Raw genomic sequence first — 17,496 nt, forward strand, 5'->3', positions numbered from 1 at the left:
CGTTTCAGGCGGGCGGGGCCATCCGGTCCAGCCGTTGCCGTTGGGAGTCGGTCAGCCGGAGGTCCGCCGCGGCGAGGTTCTCCTCCAGGTGGGCGAGCGAGCCGGTTCCGGGGATCGGCAGCATGACGGGGGAACGGGCGAGCAGCCAGGCCAGCAGTACCTGCGGGACGGTGGCGCCGAGTTCGGCGGTGACGGCGTCGAGCGCCGGTGTCGGGCCGGTGTCCGCCGCGGCGACCGGGCGCCAGGGAAGCACGGCGATCCCGGCCTCCTCACAGGCCTGCACGACGGGCTCGTGCTCGCGGTCGAGGAGGTTGTAGCGGTTCTGCACGCTGGCGATCTCGGCGGTCCGCCGGGCCTCGGCGAGTTGCGCGGTGGTGACCTCGGACAGCCCGATGTGGCCGATCTTCCCCTCCTGCTGGAGTTCGCGGAGCGCGCCGATCTGTTCGGCCACGGGAACTTCCGGGTCGATCCGATGCAGTTGGAGCAGGCCGACGCGCTCGGTCCGGAGCCGGCGCAGGCCCTGTTCGACCTGCCTGCGCAGGCTCTCCGGCCGTGCGTCGTACGCCCACCCTTCGGGACCGCCACGCGTGACGCCGACCTTGGTGGTGATCAGCAGGTCGTCCGGGTAGGGGTGCAGGGCCTCCGCGAGGAGTTCCTCGTTGGCGCCCCAGCCGTACAGATGCGCGGTGTCGATCAGTGTGACACCCAGTTCGACGGCCCGCCGGGCCACGGCGATGGCGGCGTCCCGGTCGGCGGCCGGCTCGGTCGCCAGGCGCATGGCCCCGAACCCGAGCCGGGTGACCGGGAATTCGCCTCCGACGGAGAATGTGCTCGTCGTGTCCGGTGCCTTCGGTGCCTGTGAAGTCATCGTGTCTGTCTCCCCCTTGACCGCCCGACCATACCGAAGCGTCCGCGCCGGGACCGCCGCGGCCCGGCAGCGCCCCGCCGGGCCGGGAAGCGCCGGCGCACCGTCGGGCTCAGCCCTTGAGATAGGCCAGAACGGCCAGCACTCGGCGGTTGTCGTCGGCCGACGGGCTGATCCGGAGCTTGGTGAAGATGCCGGCGGTGTGCTTGGCGACGGCGCTCTCGCTGATGTGCAGACCGTTGGCGATGGCGGCGTTCGATCTGCCCTCCGCCATCAGTTCCAGGACGTCGCGTTCGCGTGGCGTCAGGCTGTCGATCGTCCCGCGGGCATCGCCGCGCGACAGCAGACGGGAGATGACCTGGGGGTCCATCACCGTGCCGCCGGCGGCGACCCGGCGGACCGCGTCGTGGAACTGCTCGGTGTGGGTGACCCGGTCCTTGAGCAGATACCCGACGCCGCCCTCTCCCCCGGCCAGCAACTCGTTGGCGTAGAGCTGCTCGACGTACTGGGACAGGACGAGGACGGGCAGACCGGGCCGCCGGCGACGGGCTTCCAGGGCCGCCTGCAGTCCCTCGTCGGTGAAGGTCGGCGGCAGCCGCACGTCCACCACCGCGACATCCGGTGCCGCGTCCCCCTCGTCGAGCAGCGCGCGCAGGAGGGACGGGCCGTTGTCCACCGCCACGACCTCGCAGCCGTGCTCCTGGAGTGTGCGGGTCAGACCGTCCCTCAGCAGGAAGAGGTCTTCGGCGAGGACAACGCGCACGGAATCTCCATCGTCACGGTGGTGGGTCCGCCCTGCGGGCTGTGCAGGGCGAGGGTGCCGTCGAAGGTATCCAACCGCTGCCGCACGCCGGCCAGCCCGGTACCCCGGGAGGGGTCGGCGCCGCCGTGGCCGTCGTCGGTGACGTCCATGCGCAGCAGGCCGTCCTCGTGCGCCAGGACGATGCGGACCTCGCGGGCTCCGGAGTGCTTCGCGGCGTTCGTCAGCGCCTCGCTCACCGCGAAGTAGGCCGCGGACTCGACGGGGGCGGGGAGCCGGCCCGGCAGCCGTGCCTCGACGTGCACGTCGAGGAAGCTGTCGAGCGCCAGCGACCGCACCGCGTCACCGAGGCCCCGGTCGGCGAGGACCGGCGGGTGGATGCCGTGGACCAGGTCGCGCAGGTCCTGCAGGGCCCGCTCGGCCGTGCTGCGGACGTCCAGCAGGAGCGCGCGTCCGGCCGGCGGGTCCGTCTCCAGCAGACGGGTGGCCCGGTCCAGCGTCATCCCCAGGGCGACCAGCCGGGCCTGCGCGCCGTCGTGCAGGTCCCGTTCGACGCGCCGCAGCTCGGCGGCCAGGGTGTCCAGGGCCCGGCTCCGGGTGTCGGTGAGCCGCTCGATCCGACGGGTGAGCCGGGTGCTGCGCGGAGCGGCGAGCAGCGTCCGGCCCATCCGGGCATGCCACCGGAGCACGGCGGGGGCGGCAAGCAGGCCGGCGGCCATGAAGGCGAGCCCCAGGACCAGCGCGGCGAGCATGGTCGCGGTGGTGTGCACCGGGACGAACGCGTACCAGTTGCCGTCGTTGACGTACCGCCAGATGAACGGCTGCACCAGTGCGCCGAACGCCCCGTACTCGACCAGGGCGAGGGGGACGGCGACCAGGAGGCCTCCCGTCACCGGTTCCAGCCACGCCCACGCCAGATCGCGCCAGAACCCCTCATCGGCCAGGATCGCGCCCGACCTCTTGCGGGCGGTGAGGTCACGGTCCGCGGGCAGCGGCTCGGGCGGGCTGATCTGGACACCCGTCCATGTCGCGGCGCGCGAGCGGGCGCGGTCGGACAGCGCGCGCAGGGCCCGCGCGGCGGGCGGCAGCAGCCGGAAGCCGACGCCCACCGGCAGCAGCAGCACGGCGAGCACCACCAGTGAGCCGGCCGCCGACACCGCGAGCGCGTGCAGACTCGCCAGCTGGCACCGCCCGACGGCGGCACAGGCGCGCGAGAGGACCGCGCGGGGCCTGTCGAACACCTTCCGCGGCTTATCGAACATCTTCCATGATCGGGGGGAGCTTAGCCGGTGACGACACCGTCGCCCACCCCCGGTGCGGGCTCAACCAGGTCCACAGGGCCGCCGCCGTCAGGCACGACGCGCCGAACAGCACCATGGGCAGGACCGTGCCGGACTCCTCGTCCATGAACAGCAGCATGCCGAGGTTGATCAGCGCGTGGAAGCCCCCCGCGAGCAGCAGCCGGGAAGCCCGCGCCCCGTCAAGGGCCCAGCCCATCACGACCGACATGGACACCGCTGCCACCAGGAACGCCCCGGCATACACCGGGTGTTGGGCGAAGACCTGGACGTGCCAGACGCCCCACGCCGTGCCGACCGCCGTCGAGGCCGCGAGGGGACCGAAGCGGGTGCGCAGCAGCGGCTGCAGGAGGCAGCGCCAGCCGATCTCCTCGCCGCACGCGCCGATCAGCTGCGCCGTGGCGATCAGCGCGAACGGGGCGTCCGGGCGTGTGCACCGCGCGTCCCCGCCGAGCGCCGCGTACCCGGCGGCACTCACCGCGATGATCAGCGGCGCCGTCACTATCAGGAGCGCCCCGCGGCGGCCGCGCCCCGGGCGGCCGCCGGTGAGCAGCGCCCGTACGCGCCGCGGCCACAGCACCGCGGCGACGCCCACCCCGAGGGCAGGCCCGAACTGGGTCAGCTGGACGACCTCGACGGGCATCCGTGTCAGGGGCTGGACCGCGCCCAGCACACCGGCCGCGAGGAAGGTGACGGCGAGGAACGAGACCATCACCCTGATGTCCACAGGTGTCATTCGCATGGCACCGACGATGCCGCTGTGCGGGGCCCTCGCCATTGGACCTGGATGCCGGGCAGGGGTGTATCTGGGTACACCCCTGGGTGTGCGGCACTCACGGTCCTGGCGGCGGTCTCTTCCCTGGCCGCCGCCCCGGGTCAGCGGCCGCGGCGTGGTCGCCGCCAGGTGGTCAGGACGTCCTTGGTGGTGGTGACGGTGGCGACCAGGGCGAGGGTGTGGCGGACCATGGCGGGGGTGTAGTCGGCCGGTACTCCGGCGATGGCGTCCGCCGGTACCACGGCGGTGTAGCCGAGGTTGACCGCGTCGAACACCGCATTGGGGATCGCCACATTCGCCGATACGCCGGTGACGACCAGCGTCCGGCACCCGAAGTTGCGCAGCAGCGCGTCCACATCGGTGCCGGCGATCGGTGAGAGGCCGTGCAGTCTGCGCACCACCAGGTCGTCCTGCGAGACCGGTATCGGATCGGCGATGCGGACCGCCGTGGACCCGATGATCTGCTGGACGGGCAGTTTCCCGGCCGCCTTGAACAGGCGGGCGTTGTGGCTGGCACCGCGCCCGTCGGGGCGGCGTTCGGCGACGGCGTGCAGCACCTGGACCCGGGCGTCGTGCGCGGCCGCCACCAGGCGGGCGATGTTCGCCAGCGCGCCTGATGTGCGGGCGGTATCGGCCAGTTCGGGCAGTGCGCTGTCCGGGCCGACCACTCCGCGCTGGCACTCGACGGTGAGCAGCACCGTCGAGGCCGGGTCCAGTTGTTCGGCGAGCCGTGCGGCGTCCGGAGGCATCGCGTTCCTCTCTGGTGGTCCCTGGCGGGGGCCAGCCCCTGGCGGGACGGTTCGAGGCGGGCGAGGGTATCGGGCATTGCGTCCGTCAGGAAGAGCCTCCATGATTTCTGACGCAGCGTCAGGACGGCCGGGAAGTGGGCAGGTTCGGCGCTGCGGGGAAGCAGCAAGTCGTCGGGGCAGGCAGGCGAGCGGTACGCAAACGGAGGCGATGGCGATGACCGACACACAGCGGCGCGGGCGCCGGATCATGATGACGCGGGGCGAGCTGGACGCGTTCCTCACCGAGCAGCGCACCTGCCGGGTCGCGACGGTCGGCGGCGACGGGGCACCGCATGCCGGGGCGCTGTGGTTCGTCTGGGACGGGACGGCGCTGTGGCTGTACTCGATCACGCGCAGCAAGCGGTGGGCCCAGCTGCGCAAGGATCCGCGGATCGCGGTGGTCGTCGACGACGGGCAGGAGTACGGCGAGCTGCGCGGCGCCGAGCTGGCGGGCCGCGCGCAGTTCGTCGGCGAGGCGCCGCGCACCGGTGAGATCTGCCCTGAACTGGACGTTCCTGAGCGGCGGTTCGCGCAGAAGTACTTCGGGACGGCCGAGATGCCGCACGACGGCCGGCACGCCTGGCTGCGGCTGGCGCCGGAGTCCGTCGCGTCCTGGGACTTCCGCAAAATCCCGGGGTGAGCACGCGCCGGCGCGGCCGGTGTCCGCCGTGCGGTGATCGCGTTGTCAGTGGTCTCTGCGAGAGTGGTGTAGGTCAGCCCGCTGCGCACCGTGCCGGTGCCGGAGCCGGGGTGGCCCGGCCGCCCGGGCCGGGCGCCGACGAGGACGAAGGAGACCCGGTGAACGTGCTCTTCCCCGCACTGCGCGACGGTTCGCCCGCGCCCGCGCTGCGCTTCGGCGACCGCGCCCTCAGCCACCGCCAACTGGCGTCGGTGGCGGGTGCGCTCGCCGAGCGGATCACCGGCGAGACCCGGATCGCGATCTGGGCGACGCCGACGCTGGAGACCTCGGTCGGCGTGGTGGCCGCGCTGCTCGCCGGAGTGGCCGCCGTACCGGTGAATCCGAAGATCGGTGAGAGCGAGCTGGCGCACATCGTGGCGGACAGCGCGCCGTCGCTCGTCCTGGCCGAGCCGGACGCCGGCCTCCCGGGTCCGCTCGCCGCGCTGCCCCGTATCGACATCGACGCCACCGAGCCCCCCGAGGGAAGCGGGCCGGTCCCGCTGCCGCACGAACCGGGCGACGAGGCCCCGGCCCTGATCGTCTACACCTCCGGCACGACAGGGCCGCCCAAGGGCGTGGTCCTCCCCCGCCGCGCCATCGCGCACACCCTCGACGCCCTCCAGGACGCCTGGCAGTGGACCGCCGACGATGTGCTCGTCCATGCCCTGCCGCTGTTCCATGTCCACGGTCTGATCCTCGGCGTCCTCGGACCGCTGCGGCGCGGCGGCAGCGTCCATCACCTGGGGCGTTTCAGCACCGACGCGGTCGCCCGGGAGCTGCTGGCGGAGGGCACGATGCTGTTCGGTGTGCCGACGATGTACCACCGCCTGGCCGCCGAGGCCGGGCGTGATCCCGCGCTGGCCAAGGCGCTGTCCCGGGCCCGGCTGCTGGTCTCCGGTTCGGCCGCGCTGCCGCTGACCGATCATGAGCGGATCGCGGCGGCCGCCGGCCGGCGGGTGATCGAGCGCTACGGCATGACGGAGACGCTCATGAACACCAGCGTGCGGGCGGACGGCCCGGACGCCGCGGGCACGGTCGGGGTGCCGCTGCCGGGTGTGTACGTCCGGCTGGTCGACGATGCGGGCCGGGCCATCGAGGGCGGCGACGGCGAGACGGTCGGCGAGATCCAGGTCCGCGGCCCGAACCTCTTCGTCGAGTACCTCAACCGCCCCGACGCCACCGCCGCCGCCTTCGACGGCGGATGGTTTCGTACGGGCGATATGGCCGTCCGCGACGCCGCCGGGAACTACCGCATCGTCGGCCGCAAGGCCACCGACCTGATCAAGAGCGGCGGCTACAAGATCGGCGCGGGCGAGATCGAGAACGCGCTGCTGGCGCACCCGGGAGTGGCCGAGGCGGCCGTCACGGGTGCGCCCGACGAGGATCTCGGCGAGCGGATCGTCGCCTGGATCGTGGCGGAGACCGGCCCGGACGCCGGTCCGCCACCGTCCGGCGAGGAGCTCGCCGACCATGTCGCCCGCCAGCTCGCGCCCCACAAGCGCCCCCGCACCGTGCACTTCCTGGACGCGCTGCCGCGCAACGACATGGGCAAGATCATGAAGCGAGAGCTCCGTGCGTGACGGAGGCCTTCCCTGCACGCGGCTGACCGCCCGTCAGGCCCTCGCCGCGGTCGCGGACACGTACACCGAGCTCACCGGGCCGGACGGCCCCCGGGCACCGTCGCGGGCGGCGTACGGATCACGGGCCGCAGCGCCGTCCCCGGCGCCCCTGGTGCCGGACGGGCCGCTCGGCTGGCGCGGCTATGACGATGCGCGAGCGTGCGCCCGGGCGCGGACCGGCGAGGACGAGTCGGTCGTCACGGCCCTGGCCACGATCGGCGGCACGGAAGCGGTCGTGCTCTCCTTCGAGTTCCGCTATCTGGGCGGCTCCCTGGGCGAGCGCACCGGCGACCGCCTGGAGGCCGCCTACACCGAGGCCCGGGAACGGGGCCTGCCGGTCGTGTCGCTGATCGCCACGGGCGGCAGCCGGATGCAGGAGGGCATGCGCGCGCTGTCCCAGCTCCAGCGGGTGGCCCGGCAGTCGGCGCTGAACCGCGCCGCGGGGCTGGTGCAGATCGCCGTCCTCCGCGACCCCACGACCGGTGGCGGCTGGGCGACCCTCGGGGCGTCCGCCGACGTGATCCTTGCGCTCCCCGGGGCCCAGATCGGCTTCGCCGGCTCGCGGGTACGCCCCCCGGACGCCGATCCCTCCGCCTACTGCGCCGAGGGACAGCTGGCGTCCGGCCAGATCGACGCCGTCGTTCCGCCCGACCGGCTGCGTGCCACGCTCCAGCGGTGGCTGCGGCTGCTGTGCGCCCCGGAGGAGGCCGGCGGCCAGTCCGCCGAAGCGGCTCCCCCGCCCCAGGCACTGGGCGCGCCGGAGCTGCCGGAGACCGGCTGGGGTGCGGTGGTCCGTGCCCGCGACGCCCGGCGGCCGCGCGCCGAGGCCTATCTGGAGGCGTACTTCGACGACCGGGAGGAGATCAGCGGCGACCGCTGCGGCGGCGTCGACCCCGGCATACGCTGCGGATTCGGCCATCGCGGCGGCCGCACCATCGCCTTCGCCGCCCAGTGCGGTACGGCCATCCGCCCGGCCGGCTTCCGTACCGCCACCCGCCTCGTCCAGCTGGCGGACCGGCTCGGCATTCCGGTCCTCACCCTCGTGGACACCCCGGGCGCCGCGAACGACGCGGCGGCCGAGCGGGCCGGCGCCGGCGCCGCGATCGCCGGCACCTTCGCGGCGCTCGCCACCGCCCGCGTCCCGGTGACATCCCTGCTCATCGGCGAGGGCGGTTCGGGCGGCGCACTGGCGCTGGCCGCGCCGGGACGGCTCTGGGCGACACCGGACAGCTACTTCTCCGTGATCGCTCCGGAACTGGCCGCCGCCATCCTCAAGCGCGACGAAGGGCAGGTACACGAGACGGCCGACCAACTCCGCATCCGCCCGCAGGACTTGCTGGAGCTGGACGTCATCCGCGCTATCGTCCCCCCGGCTCCGGCTCCGACGCCGGGGACGGGGGCGGGGACGGGGACTGAAGCGGACCGGAGCTGAGCGGGGGGCGCAGGCCCACGGCTGCCGGCAGCGCGTGTGTGTCAGCAGCTCTCCAGCTTCTTTCCCGCCGTGCGGAGCGCCGCCACCGCGGCCCGGATGGAGGGCCTGCGGTCCGCGTCGGCGCGCCAGATGGCGTACACATGGCGGCGCATCGTATGGCGTACGGGCACCACGCTCACCCCGTCCGGCACCGGTCCGCGCCCCAGGCGCGGGGCCACCGCGACGCCCAGCCCCGCCGCGATCAGGGCGAGTTGGGTGCCGTGCTCCTCCGCCATATGCGCGATGCGCGGCTCAACGCCCTTGCTGCGCAGCGTGAACATCAGCCATTCGTTGCAGAACTCCCCCTGCGGCCAGGAGATCCACTCGTCGTCCGCGAACTGCTCCAGCTCCACCGAATCCCGCCGGGCCAGCGGATGCGCCGAGGGCATCGCGACATCGGCCGGATCGTCCAGGAGCGGGGCCTTCGCCAGCCCCTCGGGCAGGGACAGCGGCCGGTTGTACCAGTCGAGGACCACCGCGAGATCGAAATCGCCGCGCACCACGCCGCGCACCGACGCGTCCGGCTCCAGCTCCGTCAGCCCCGCGCGCAGCTGGGGGTGCTCGGCACGGAGAGCGGCGAGCGCGGACGGGAAGAGTCCCCGGGCCGCGGTGGGAAATGCGGCCAGCCGCAGCTCGCCCACCGCCTGGCCGCGATGCGCCTCCAACTCGGCCTGCGCCAGCTCGACCTGGGACAGGATGCGCACCGCGTGATCGGCGAGCAGCCGCCCCGCGTCAGTCAGCCGTACTCCGCGCCCGTTCTTCGCCAGCAGCTGCTGTCCGGTCTCCCGTTCCAGCTTGGCGATCTGCTGCGAGACGGCCGAGGTCGTCACATGCAGTCCGTCGGCCGCCGCGCTCACCGAACCATGGCGGGCGACCGCACTCAGCGTCCGAAGGCGATCAAGGTTCAACATATAAGCAATACTAAGCGATACCCCCCACGAAAACTCGCTTGTGCTACGAAGTTGTACGCCGCATCGTTGACGGCATGAGCACCGCCACAGGCGCACCCACCGCCTCCGCCAGCACCACCAACTCCCCCTCGCCGCACGCCGCCCCGGCGGCCGCCGGCTCGCCGACCTCCCCGGCAGCACCGCCCGCCGCGGCCTCCCGGCGTTCCCCCGGCTCCGGCAATCGGTCCGCACGTCGCCTGCACGCCCTCGGCTGGCGGACCCGCTTCGCCGTCCTGACCCTGATCTGGGGCTTCAGTTTCCTCTTCATCAAGGTGGGCACTCAGGGCTTCGCGCCGCTCCAGGTCACGCTGGGCCGGTTGGCGTTCGGTGCGCTGGTACTGCTGGCCATCCTCACGATCAAGCGCGAGCGACTCCCCCGCTCGGCCCGGACCTGGGGCCACCTCACCGTCGCGGCGTTCTTCCTCAACGCCCTGCCGTTCTCCCTCTTCGCCTACGCCGAGCTGACCATCCCGTCCACACTGGCCGGCATCTGCAACGCCACCTCCCCGCTGTGGGGCATGGCACTGTCGGTCGTCGCGCTCTCCGAGGACCGGCCCACCCGCCGGCGGGTCGCGGGCCTGGGCATCGGCTTCCTCGGCGTGCTGACCGTGCTCGGCGCCTGGCAGGGCTTCGCCGGCACGGATCTGGCGGGCACCGCGATGGCGCTCGGCGCCGCGCTCAGCTACCCCGTCGGCTGGATCTACGTCCGCCGCACCCTGGCCGGCTCCGGACACTCCCACCTGTCCATGTCCAGCACCCAGATGCTGCTGGCAACCGCCCAACTCGCGGTGGTGACCCCCCTGTTCACGACCGCGCCGACCGGCTACCCGATCGTCCCGCTGCTCGCCGTCTTCGCGCTCGGCGCACTCGGCACCGGCTTCGCCTTCCTCCTCCAGTACGGCCTGGTCGCCGAGGTCGGCCCCACCACAGCGCAGATGGTCACCTACTTCGTCCCCGTGATCGCCGCCGCCGCGGGAGTCGCCCTGCTGGACGAGCAGCTAAGCTGGAACACCCCCATCGGCGCCCTGATCATCCTCGCCGGCGCCGCCCTCACCCAGAGCAGGCCCCGCCGCTCCGCCCGCCCGTCGACCCCGCCGCCTGGAACCACCGGCGACCGGGGTGTGCAGCCCCGACAGCGGAAGTCAGCAGCCGTCGAGCGGTAACTCCCACAGCTCCTCCCAATTCCCACACCTCCTCCGGAGGCTGGTGATCGGAGCCGGTACACCGGTACAGGGGCCGGGGCCGGGGCCGGCTGCGCCCGGACGGCCAGACGGTCAGGGTGTCGAATTCGGCGCTGCGCGAGTGCTGCTTCAGCGCTTTGAGCAGCGCCGAGGACGGCTCCCTCGTTCCGGCGTGACGGCGTGACGGTGCGGCGGCGCGGCGACGTGACGGCGTGACGGCGTGACGAAGACCTTCGTCGCATAGCCGACCGGACCCTTGTCGTCGTACGGCTCCGGCATCCCCTCCACCGGCCAGAGAAAGACATGGCCGCAGATATCACCCCCGCTCTCCACCACCCAGTCCGGCCAGCGCCCATCGCCGAGCCGGTCGCGGATCCAGTCCCCGGCCTCTCCCAGCGCCCGGCCCCTTCCAGCGGCCGAGCCGGAGCCAGTGAGTGCTCATCGGCCACATCCGCCCGCAGGCATTGGTCACCTCCACTTCCGTCCGCAGGAACCAGCCACATCCACCCGCAGGCATTGGTTACCTCCGACCACACCCACATCCGTCCACTGACGGCCCGCGACACACACGGCATGGCCCACGCCGGGCGGGCCGGGCGAGCCGAGCGGCCGCACGGCGCTCACTCGTACCGACGCGCCTCCCCCACCCCCGTGGCCGCGGCGACGGCGTCGGCCACGGCGGCGATGTCGTGGTCGCCGAGACCGGAGACGGTGATGCGGATGCCGGGTGGGGAGTGCAGGCGGAAGCGTGCGCCGGGGGCCACCGCCCAGCCGGAGTGCAGGAGCCGGGCCACCGCGCCGGTCTCGTCCGGGACCGGCACCCAGACGTTCATACCGCTGCGGCCCCGGGCGCGCACCCCGCGCTCCGCGAGGGCGCGTATCAGTGCGTCCCGTCGCCGGCCGTACGCCTCGGCCACCGCTTTCGGATCGATCGCGGACGTCCGCCACAGATGCAGGACCGCGTCCTGGAGCAGATGGCTGACCCAGCCCGGCCCCAGGCTCTGCCGGCCCCGCACCCGGTCCACCGTCACGGCGTCACCGGTGAGCACCGCCAGCCGCAGGTCCGGGCCGTAGGCCTTGGCCGTCGAGCGGACCAGGGCCCAGTGATCGGTGACGCCGGAGAGCGGGTGCAGCGGGAGGTCGACGATGCCATGGCCGTGGTCGTCCTCGATGAGCAGGACGCCGGAGTGGCCGGCCAGGAGGGTGCGGAGCTCGGTGGCGCGGGCGGAGCTGACGGCGGCTCCCGTCGGGTTCTGCGCCCGGTCCGTGATCACGACCGCACGGGCGCCGTCCTGGAGGGCGCGGGCCAACTGCTCGGGCAGCGGGCCGTCGTCGTCCACCCCGACCGGAGCGGGGCGCAGTCCGAGCGCCGGGATGAGATCCAGCAGACTGCCCCACCCCGGGTCTTCCACCGCCACCGTGTCACCGGGCCGCAGATGAGCGGCGAGCACCCGCTCGATGGCGTCCAGCGAACCGCTGGTGACGGCGATGGGCCCGTCCGCCACACCGTCGGCGGCGAACGCCGAGCGAGCCAGGGCCGCCAGCTCGCCGTCGATGGCCGGCTCGCCATAGAGCACGGGTCTCCGTGCGCTGCGCGCCGCGGCCTCGGCCAGGGCCCTTTCGAGCGGAGGCAGCAGGGAGGTGTCGGGGTTGCCGTCGGAGGCGTCCCGGACGCCCGGCGGCACCTCCACCCGCAGCTCCTCTCGGGAGGTGCTCGCGGGGCGGGGGCGCACACGGCTGCCACGGCGGCCGCCTGTCTCGATCACTCCCCGGTCGCGAAGCGTGCGGTACGCGGCCGCGACCGTATTCGGATTGACCTCGAGATAGACCGCCAACTCCCTGAGCGGGGGCAGGACTTCGCCTGGTTGGAGCTCGCCCGCACCGATGGCTCGCTCGACACTGGCGGCAATCTCCGATGCGCGCCGCCCTTCGATCCGATACTCTCCTAGCACAAAACTAATTATGCACTAGTGCAATGGAGATCGCAATGCCCAGCGCAGAGTCGTACGAACCGACCGCCCGCACGACGCCCACCCGCGCCCGCGAGCGCGCCGCGTACGACCGCGAGACGGTGCACGGCATCCTCGACGCGGCCTACGTCTGCCACCTGGGCTTCGTCCGCGACGGTTCCCCGGTCGTCCTGCCGACGCTCTACGGGCGGGTCGGCGACCGCCTCTACATCCACGGATCGACCGGGTCCCGCCCGCTGCGGACGGCCGGTGCGGCGCCCGACCCCGGCCTCGAGGTATGCGTCACGGTCACCCATGTCGACGGCCTGGTCCTGGCCCGCTCCGCCTTCCACCACTCCATCAACTACCGCAGCGTCGTGGTCCACGGCACCGCGTATCAGGTGACCGAGGCGGCGGAGAAGACGGCCGCGCTCGACGCCCTCGTCGATCACGTACTGCCCGGCCGCGCGGCGGACTCCCGCCCCGGCAACACCAAGGAGCTGGCCGCCACCTCCGTGATCCGGCTCGACCTGCGCGAGGTCTCCGCCAAGATCCGCACCGGCGGCCCCAATGACGAGCCCGAGGACCTCGCGCTGCCGTACTGGAGCGGCGTCCTGCCCGTGGCACCGGTCTACGGCGCCCCCATACCGTCCGACGACCTCGCGCCCGGCACCCCCGAGCCGGCGTACTTCCCCGCCCGCTGAGGAGCCTTCGTGCTGATCCACCCCTGGGACGCGCCGGGCGACGACACCGAATGGCAACAGTGGCTCGCGGCACACGACTTCGGCCAGCTGGCCGTCAACGGCCCGCCCGGTGAACCGCCGATGGTGCAGCCGCTGCACTTCGCGTACGACCCGGAGCGCCACGAGGCCCTCACCCACCTGGCCCGGCCCAACCCCCTCTGGCGCGCACTGACGGACCGGCCGACGGTCCTGCTGAGCGTGGTGGACGACTACACCTTCATCCCCGGCCCCTGGCAGGCCACCGAGGACCAGCCGCCCGAACACGGCGTCCCCACCAGCTTCTACGCCGCGGTCCAGCTGACCTGCACGGCCCATGTCGTGGACGACCCGGAGGCCAAGGCGGCACTGCTGCAACGCCAGACGGGCCACTTCCAGCCGGACGGCGGCTCGGCTCCGGTCGCCGTGGGCGAGGAACCGTACGGGCGGCTGCTGTCCGGCATCCGCGGTCTGCGCCTCGAAGTGCGGGAGATACGCGCCAAGTTCAAGTACGGCGGCAAGCGGAGCGAGGCCGTCCAGCACCGCATATCGGAACGCCTCGCCGAACGGGACGGCCCCGGGGACGCGGCGGCCCGCAGCCATCAGCAGCGCCGGCTGGCCGCGGCCGCAACCCCCACGAGGACACCCGCCCCCTGAAGGCCCCGGCCCGCTTTGCCCAGGTGCCCGGCCGGCCGCCTCCCCGCCCACGGGGCGACCGGCCGGGCACCCGCCCTCAGCTCGCCGCCGGGACCGTGGACCGGGCGGCCGCCACCGCCCCGCGCGCCTCCGTCACCGCCAGTACGGCAACGGCCGTCAGCAGCACACCGGTTCCGGCGGCCGTGGCCATCGTCAGCCGCTCCCCCAGGAACAGCACCGCGATGGCCGCGGCCGACACCGGCTCGATCAGCGAGATCACGGAGGCGGTCGCGGCGCGCACGGCGGCCAGCCCCGCGAAGTACAGCCCATAGGCCAGCGCCGTCGGCACCGCCGCGATATAGCCCATCAGCCAGAGGCTGCGCCCCAGCTCATGCGCATGGGGCCACAGCCCCTCCACCGCCGCGAGCGGCAGCAGGCACAGCGCAGCGACCGCGAACGCGCTGATCGTCGAGGCGTACGGATCGCTGCCGCCGCCCTTGCCCAGCCGCCGGGTGGCCAGCGTCATCGCGGCGCAGCCGGCCGCGGACAGCAGTGCGTAGCCGATGCCCGCGGGACGGACGGTCGCGGCGCCGTCCCCGCCGAGGACCAGGACCATCAGCCCTGCCAGCGCCCCGGCGACGGCCAGCGCTCCGCCCGCGCCGAGCCGTTCGCCCATCGTCACGCGCGCCCCGATGGCGATGAGGACGGGGCCCGCCCCCATGGTGACGACGGTGCCCACGGCCAGGCCCGTGGTCTCGACGGCGGCGAAGTAGGCGGCCTGGAAGACGGCGAGGGCGATGCCCGTCACGGCGATGCGGGTCGCCCGGCGGCGGATCGGCTCGTACGGGGCGGGGGTAACGGGCCCGCCGGACCGGCGGCGCAGCAGCGCCCGCACGGCGACCAGGAGGAGGAGTCCGCCGAAGGTGCGCCAGAAGGTGAGGGCGATCGGGCCCAGTCCGCTGCCCCGGTAGAGGAGGGCGGCGGCCGCACCTGCGGTGCCCCAGGCGGTCGCGGCGAACATGACGTACAGCAGCCCCCGGCCCACGGGCAGGGCGGAGGGAGAAGTGGCGTGCATGGGAGGTGTGCTCCGGGAAATCCAGGACGGCGCGCTGCGCCGTGGAATGGTCGCGTGGTCCCGTGTGCAGGCAGCGACGGATGGCTCGGGTACCTGCCCGAGCCGGGGTTTCCTCGGAGGCCGCCGCCCGCCTTACGCGGCGGGCGGGGGCAGCACAGTCGAAAGCATGATCGCCACTTTACGTGGCGCGCGATCCGGCCGACAAGTCGTTCTCGGAGCCGGCCGCAGGCACAGCGGCTGCCGGGGCCGCGGTGCCGCCGGGCGCGTCCGCTCCCGTGCTCTCCCCGGTCTTCGCCCCGGCTCCCGTCACCACCACCGTGTCCGTGGCCTTCGGCTTGGCCGACTGGGCGATGAAGGCACCGCACAGCACGACGACCCCGCCCGCGATCTGCGGCCCGGAGAGGCGCTCACCGAGCAGCACCCAGGCCAGGACCGTCGCGATGACCGCCTCCAGACAGGCGACCACCCCGGCCACCTGCGGCGAGAGCCGGCGTATCGACACCACTCCGGTGAGGTAGGCGGCCACCGTCGCGATCAGCACGATCCAGGCGAGCAGCACGACGGCGGGCAGCGAGGCGCCGTTCATCTCCGCACTGCCGCCGAGCACCGACCAGTCCATGCCCCAGGGGCGGGCGACCAGCGTGAGGACGACGGCACCGATCAGCAGCCCGTAGGCGATCACGCCGAGCGGGTCGGCGGCGGTCTCCTCGTCGTCGGTGCCGTGGTCGGAGAGCACGAAGTAGCCGACCTGGCAGCAAGCCGCGCCGAGCGCGAGGGCCAGACCGAAGGCGTCGAAACTCAGCCCGGACCAGACCTCGACGACGCAGGCCAGACCGCCGACAGCGAGCACGACACCGACCGCGGCGGCGCGGGTGACCGGTCGTTTCTGAACGAAGCGGACCCAGCCCAGCAGGAGGGCGGGGGCGAGGTACTCGATGAGCAGCGCGACGCCGACGGGGATGCGGGAGAGCGCGGCGAAGTAGCAGGCCTGCACCCCGGCGACGGCCAGCAGCCCGAAGCCGGCGAGCAGGGCGGGCCGACGGCGCGGCAGGTCACGATGGCGCCAGGCGATCGGCAGCATGACCAGCGCGGCACCGGCCACCCGCAGCCAGGTCACATGGAGCGGTTCGAGACCGGCCTCGATCAGGGGCTTGGCGGCCACGCCGGAGCCGCCGAAGGCGAGGGCGGACAGCAGGGCGATGCCCAGGCCCGCACCCCGCCCCCGGGGCGCGCCGCCTTTACGGCCCGCCCCTGGGACGGACGAGACCTGCCGGGCCGCTCGGGCCCCTGGAGCTACCTGGCCCGGGCCGGTCGCTGGACCCGCCGGGCTCCCCGATGACGCGTGCATCGGGTCATCATGACAGCCGCCACCAGCAGCGTCGCCCCCGATACGGCTGTCAGTCCTGGCCCGACCGCTCGCCGTCCAGACGAGCCGCGAGCGCGATGGTGTCGACGGAGGCCCGGCGCAGGACTTCCACAGCCCGGGATTCGGGGTCGTCCACCAGCGCGGCGAGCAGGTCGAGGCAGCCGGCGCGCAGGGCGTAGCGCGCGTGGGCGCGGTCGAGGGCACCGTCCATGGCAGCGGCCGCGGCCGGTGACCAACCGGGGACGGCGCCGTCGGTGACCACGGGGACCGCGCCGGAATCCTCGACGGTGCCGTGCCATTGGAGGCCGTAGCCGATGCTGCGCTGGACGAGGTAGCCGAGCAGCCGCGCCACCTGGGGCCCGCCGTCGAAGGCGGCGCGTACGGCGGGGTCGGATTCCAGGAGGCCGTGGAGCAGATGCGCGGTGTCGACCTGCCGGTCGCCGTCGCGGGTGGCCCGCCTGCGGGCGGCGGAGACCACCGACGCGAGCTCCACGGTGAGCCGGCTGTCGAGGTCCTCCTGAGCGGGTCCGTCGCCGCCGCTGTACGCAGTACGGTTTTGCACAGCCTCCACCCCACCAGCCCCCTGGCCGCGGAACATCCCCGCCGGGAAGCATTTGCACATCCCGCGCTGGTTGGACATACCCGTACAAGATCTCATCCCTGGGGAGGAGATGCCGGGCGGAGACAATGCGGGGCGCTCGCCCGACAGCGAGGCGCGCGAGGCAGGCCGCCCCGGGTTCCGGACGGATATCTGACGATCCATCAGCAAGGGCCGCCATCGCTCTTGAACCTTCACCCCCGTGCGGCTACGTTCCGCGGCACCAGCCAGGACCGGACCGTCACCGAAGGGGTGATCGCATGGCCGAAGTCACCGCCCAGGCCCGCATCGAGGCACCGGCCGAGAAGATCTGGGACCGGCTCACCGACTTCGATGCGTACGGGGAGTGGAACGTCACCCACACCGCCTTCCCCAAGGGCGGCCCGGAGGCGCTGGAGGTGGGCGCGGCGCACGAGGAGAACATGAAGCTGATGGGCTTCCCCGCGGAGGTCTCCTGGACCGTCCAGGAGCTGGAGCCGGGACGGCTGCTCGACATCAAGGGCAAGGGCCCGATGGGCGTCAGCCTGGGGATGCGCTACGCCCTCGCACCGGACGGCGAGGCGACGGCCGTACGGATCGACGGCACGTTCACCGGCGCGGCGGTCTCCTTGATGGCCGGCAAGCTCAAGGACTCGGCGGGCGCCGCACTGAACGAGTCGCTGCGCAAGCTCGCCGGCCTGGTCTCCTGACCCTCCGGGAGCCACTCCCGCCCCCTGGCTCCCGGAGGGCGCCGACCACCTTCGCCGACCACCTCTTTCACCGCTCGC

General features: G+C 73.4%; 17 protein-coding genes. 7 read left to right on the forward strand and 10 right to left on the reverse strand.

The genetic code is table 11. From position 1 onward, the window contains the following. Positions 1-4: 4 nt before the first annotated feature. The 5 genes from ACWD6P_RS08010 to ACWD6P_RS08030 all read right to left on the reverse strand — a co-directional run bounded on the left by ACWD6P_RS08010 (position 5) and on the right by ACWD6P_RS08030 (position 4,447). Positions 5-868, reverse strand: a complete 864-nt coding sequence (locus ACWD6P_RS08010; RefSeq protein WP_451443181.1) for an aldo/keto reductase — start codon at positions 866-868, stop codon at positions 5-7. A gap of 109 nt (positions 869-977) precedes the next feature. Further along, positions 978-1,628 carry a response regulator transcription factor gene (locus ACWD6P_RS08015; RefSeq protein ID WP_451443182.1) on the reverse strand — a complete coding sequence of 217 codons (651 nt, stop codon included), beginning with the start codon at positions 1,626-1,628 and terminating at the stop codon, positions 978-980. Next, positions 1,592-2,866 carry a sensor histidine kinase gene (locus tag ACWD6P_RS08020; protein WP_451443183.1) on the reverse strand — a complete coding sequence of 425 codons (1,275 nt, stop codon included), beginning with the start codon at positions 2,864-2,866 and terminating at the stop codon, positions 1,592-1,594. The genes ACWD6P_RS08015 and ACWD6P_RS08020 overlap by 37 nt, the downstream gene beginning before the upstream one ends. Positions 2,867-2,876: 10 nt before the next feature. Then, positions 2,877-3,665: a CPBP family intramembrane glutamic endopeptidase gene (locus ACWD6P_RS08025; protein WP_451443184.1), complete on the reverse strand. Its 789-nt coding sequence runs from the start codon at positions 3,663-3,665 to the stop codon at positions 2,877-2,879. A 134-nt stretch (positions 3,666-3,799) separates the two neighbouring features. Next, complete coding sequence (locus ACWD6P_RS08030) at positions 3,800-4,447, reverse strand: cysteine hydrolase (RefSeq protein WP_451443185.1); 648 nt, start codon at positions 4,445-4,447, stop codon at positions 3,800-3,802. A gap of 214 nt (positions 4,448-4,661) precedes the next feature. On the opposite strand from ACWD6P_RS08030, the gene ACWD6P_RS08035 reads away from it, so the two are divergent. The 3 genes from ACWD6P_RS08035 (at position 4,662) to ACWD6P_RS08045 (ending at position 8,216) form a co-directional block, all read left to right on the forward strand. Next, on the forward strand, positions 4,662-5,126 hold the full coding sequence (locus ACWD6P_RS08035; RefSeq protein ID WP_451443186.1) for a pyridoxamine 5'-phosphate oxidase family protein: 465 nt from the start codon (positions 4,662-4,664) through the stop codon (positions 5,124-5,126). A 158-nt stretch (positions 5,127-5,284) separates the two neighbouring features. After that, entirely contained in the window at positions 5,285-6,745 is a 1,461-nt protein-coding gene (locus ACWD6P_RS08040; protein ID WP_451443187.1) for an acyl-CoA synthetase, read from the forward strand. Further along, positions 6,738-8,216, forward strand: coding sequence for a carboxyl transferase domain-containing protein (locus tag ACWD6P_RS08045; protein WP_451443188.1), 1,479 nt, complete (start codon positions 6,738-6,740; stop codon positions 8,214-8,216). The genes ACWD6P_RS08040 and ACWD6P_RS08045 overlap by 8 nt, the downstream gene beginning before the upstream one ends. Before the next feature lie 41 nt (positions 8,217-8,257). Here ACWD6P_RS08045 and ACWD6P_RS08050 read toward each other — a convergent pair whose 3' ends face one another. Further along, positions 8,258-9,166, reverse strand: a complete 909-nt coding sequence (locus ACWD6P_RS08050; RefSeq protein WP_451443189.1) for a LysR family transcriptional regulator — start codon at positions 9,164-9,166, stop codon at positions 8,258-8,260. 74 nt (positions 9,167-9,240) lie between these two features. Here ACWD6P_RS08050 and ACWD6P_RS08055 point away from each other — a divergent pair, with 74 nt between their 5' ends. Further along, positions 9,241-10,368 (forward strand): DMT family transporter, encoded by a 1,128-nt coding sequence (locus ACWD6P_RS08055; RefSeq protein WP_451443190.1) that lies wholly within the window; start codon positions 9,241-9,243, stop codon positions 10,366-10,368. 638 nt (positions 10,369-11,006) lie between these two features. On the opposite strand, the gene ACWD6P_RS08060 is transcribed toward ACWD6P_RS08055, so the two are convergent. Continuing rightward, positions 11,007-12,338: an aminotransferase class I/II-fold pyridoxal phosphate-dependent enzyme gene (locus ACWD6P_RS08060; protein WP_451443191.1), complete on the reverse strand. Its 1,332-nt coding sequence runs from the start codon at positions 12,336-12,338 to the stop codon at positions 11,007-11,009. A 35-nt stretch (positions 12,339-12,373) separates the two neighbouring features. Here ACWD6P_RS08060 and ACWD6P_RS08065 point away from each other — a divergent pair, with 35 nt between their 5' ends. Continuing rightward, a complete protein-coding gene (locus ACWD6P_RS08065) occupies positions 12,374-13,039 on the forward strand; it encodes a pyridoxamine 5'-phosphate oxidase family protein (protein WP_451443192.1) in 666 nt (221 codons plus the stop codon). A 9-nt stretch (positions 13,040-13,048) separates the two neighbouring features. Continuing rightward, entirely contained in the window at positions 13,049-13,711 is a 663-nt protein-coding gene (locus tag ACWD6P_RS08070) for an FMN-binding negative transcriptional regulator (RefSeq protein ID WP_451443193.1), read from the forward strand. A gap of 76 nt (positions 13,712-13,787) precedes the next feature. On the opposite strand, the gene ACWD6P_RS08075 is transcribed toward ACWD6P_RS08070, so the two are convergent. The 3 genes from ACWD6P_RS08075 to ACWD6P_RS08085 form a co-directional block, all read right to left on the reverse strand. Next, positions 13,788-14,765, reverse strand: a complete 978-nt coding sequence (locus ACWD6P_RS08075) for a DMT family transporter (RefSeq protein WP_451443194.1) — start codon at positions 14,763-14,765, stop codon at positions 13,788-13,790. Between the two features lie 178 nt (positions 14,766-14,943). Further along, a complete protein-coding gene (locus tag ACWD6P_RS08080; RefSeq protein WP_451443195.1) occupies positions 14,944-16,113 on the reverse strand; it encodes an EamA family transporter in 1,170 nt (389 codons plus the stop codon). A gap of 49 nt (positions 16,114-16,162) precedes the next feature. Continuing rightward, positions 16,163-16,693: a Clp protease N-terminal domain-containing protein gene (locus tag ACWD6P_RS08085; protein ID WP_451443196.1), complete on the reverse strand. Its 531-nt coding sequence runs from the start codon at positions 16,691-16,693 to the stop codon at positions 16,163-16,165. A 296-nt stretch (positions 16,694-16,989) separates the two neighbouring features. Between ACWD6P_RS08085 and ACWD6P_RS08090 the strand changes: the two genes are divergently transcribed. Then, positions 16,990-17,418: a type II toxin-antitoxin system Rv0910 family toxin gene (locus tag ACWD6P_RS08090; protein ID WP_451443197.1), complete on the forward strand. Its 429-nt coding sequence runs from the start codon at positions 16,990-16,992 to the stop codon at positions 17,416-17,418. The last annotated feature ends 78 nt before the right edge of the window (positions 17,419-17,496 follow it).

The sequence above is a fragment of the Streptomyces sp. NPDC002446 genome, from assembly GCF_053595675.1.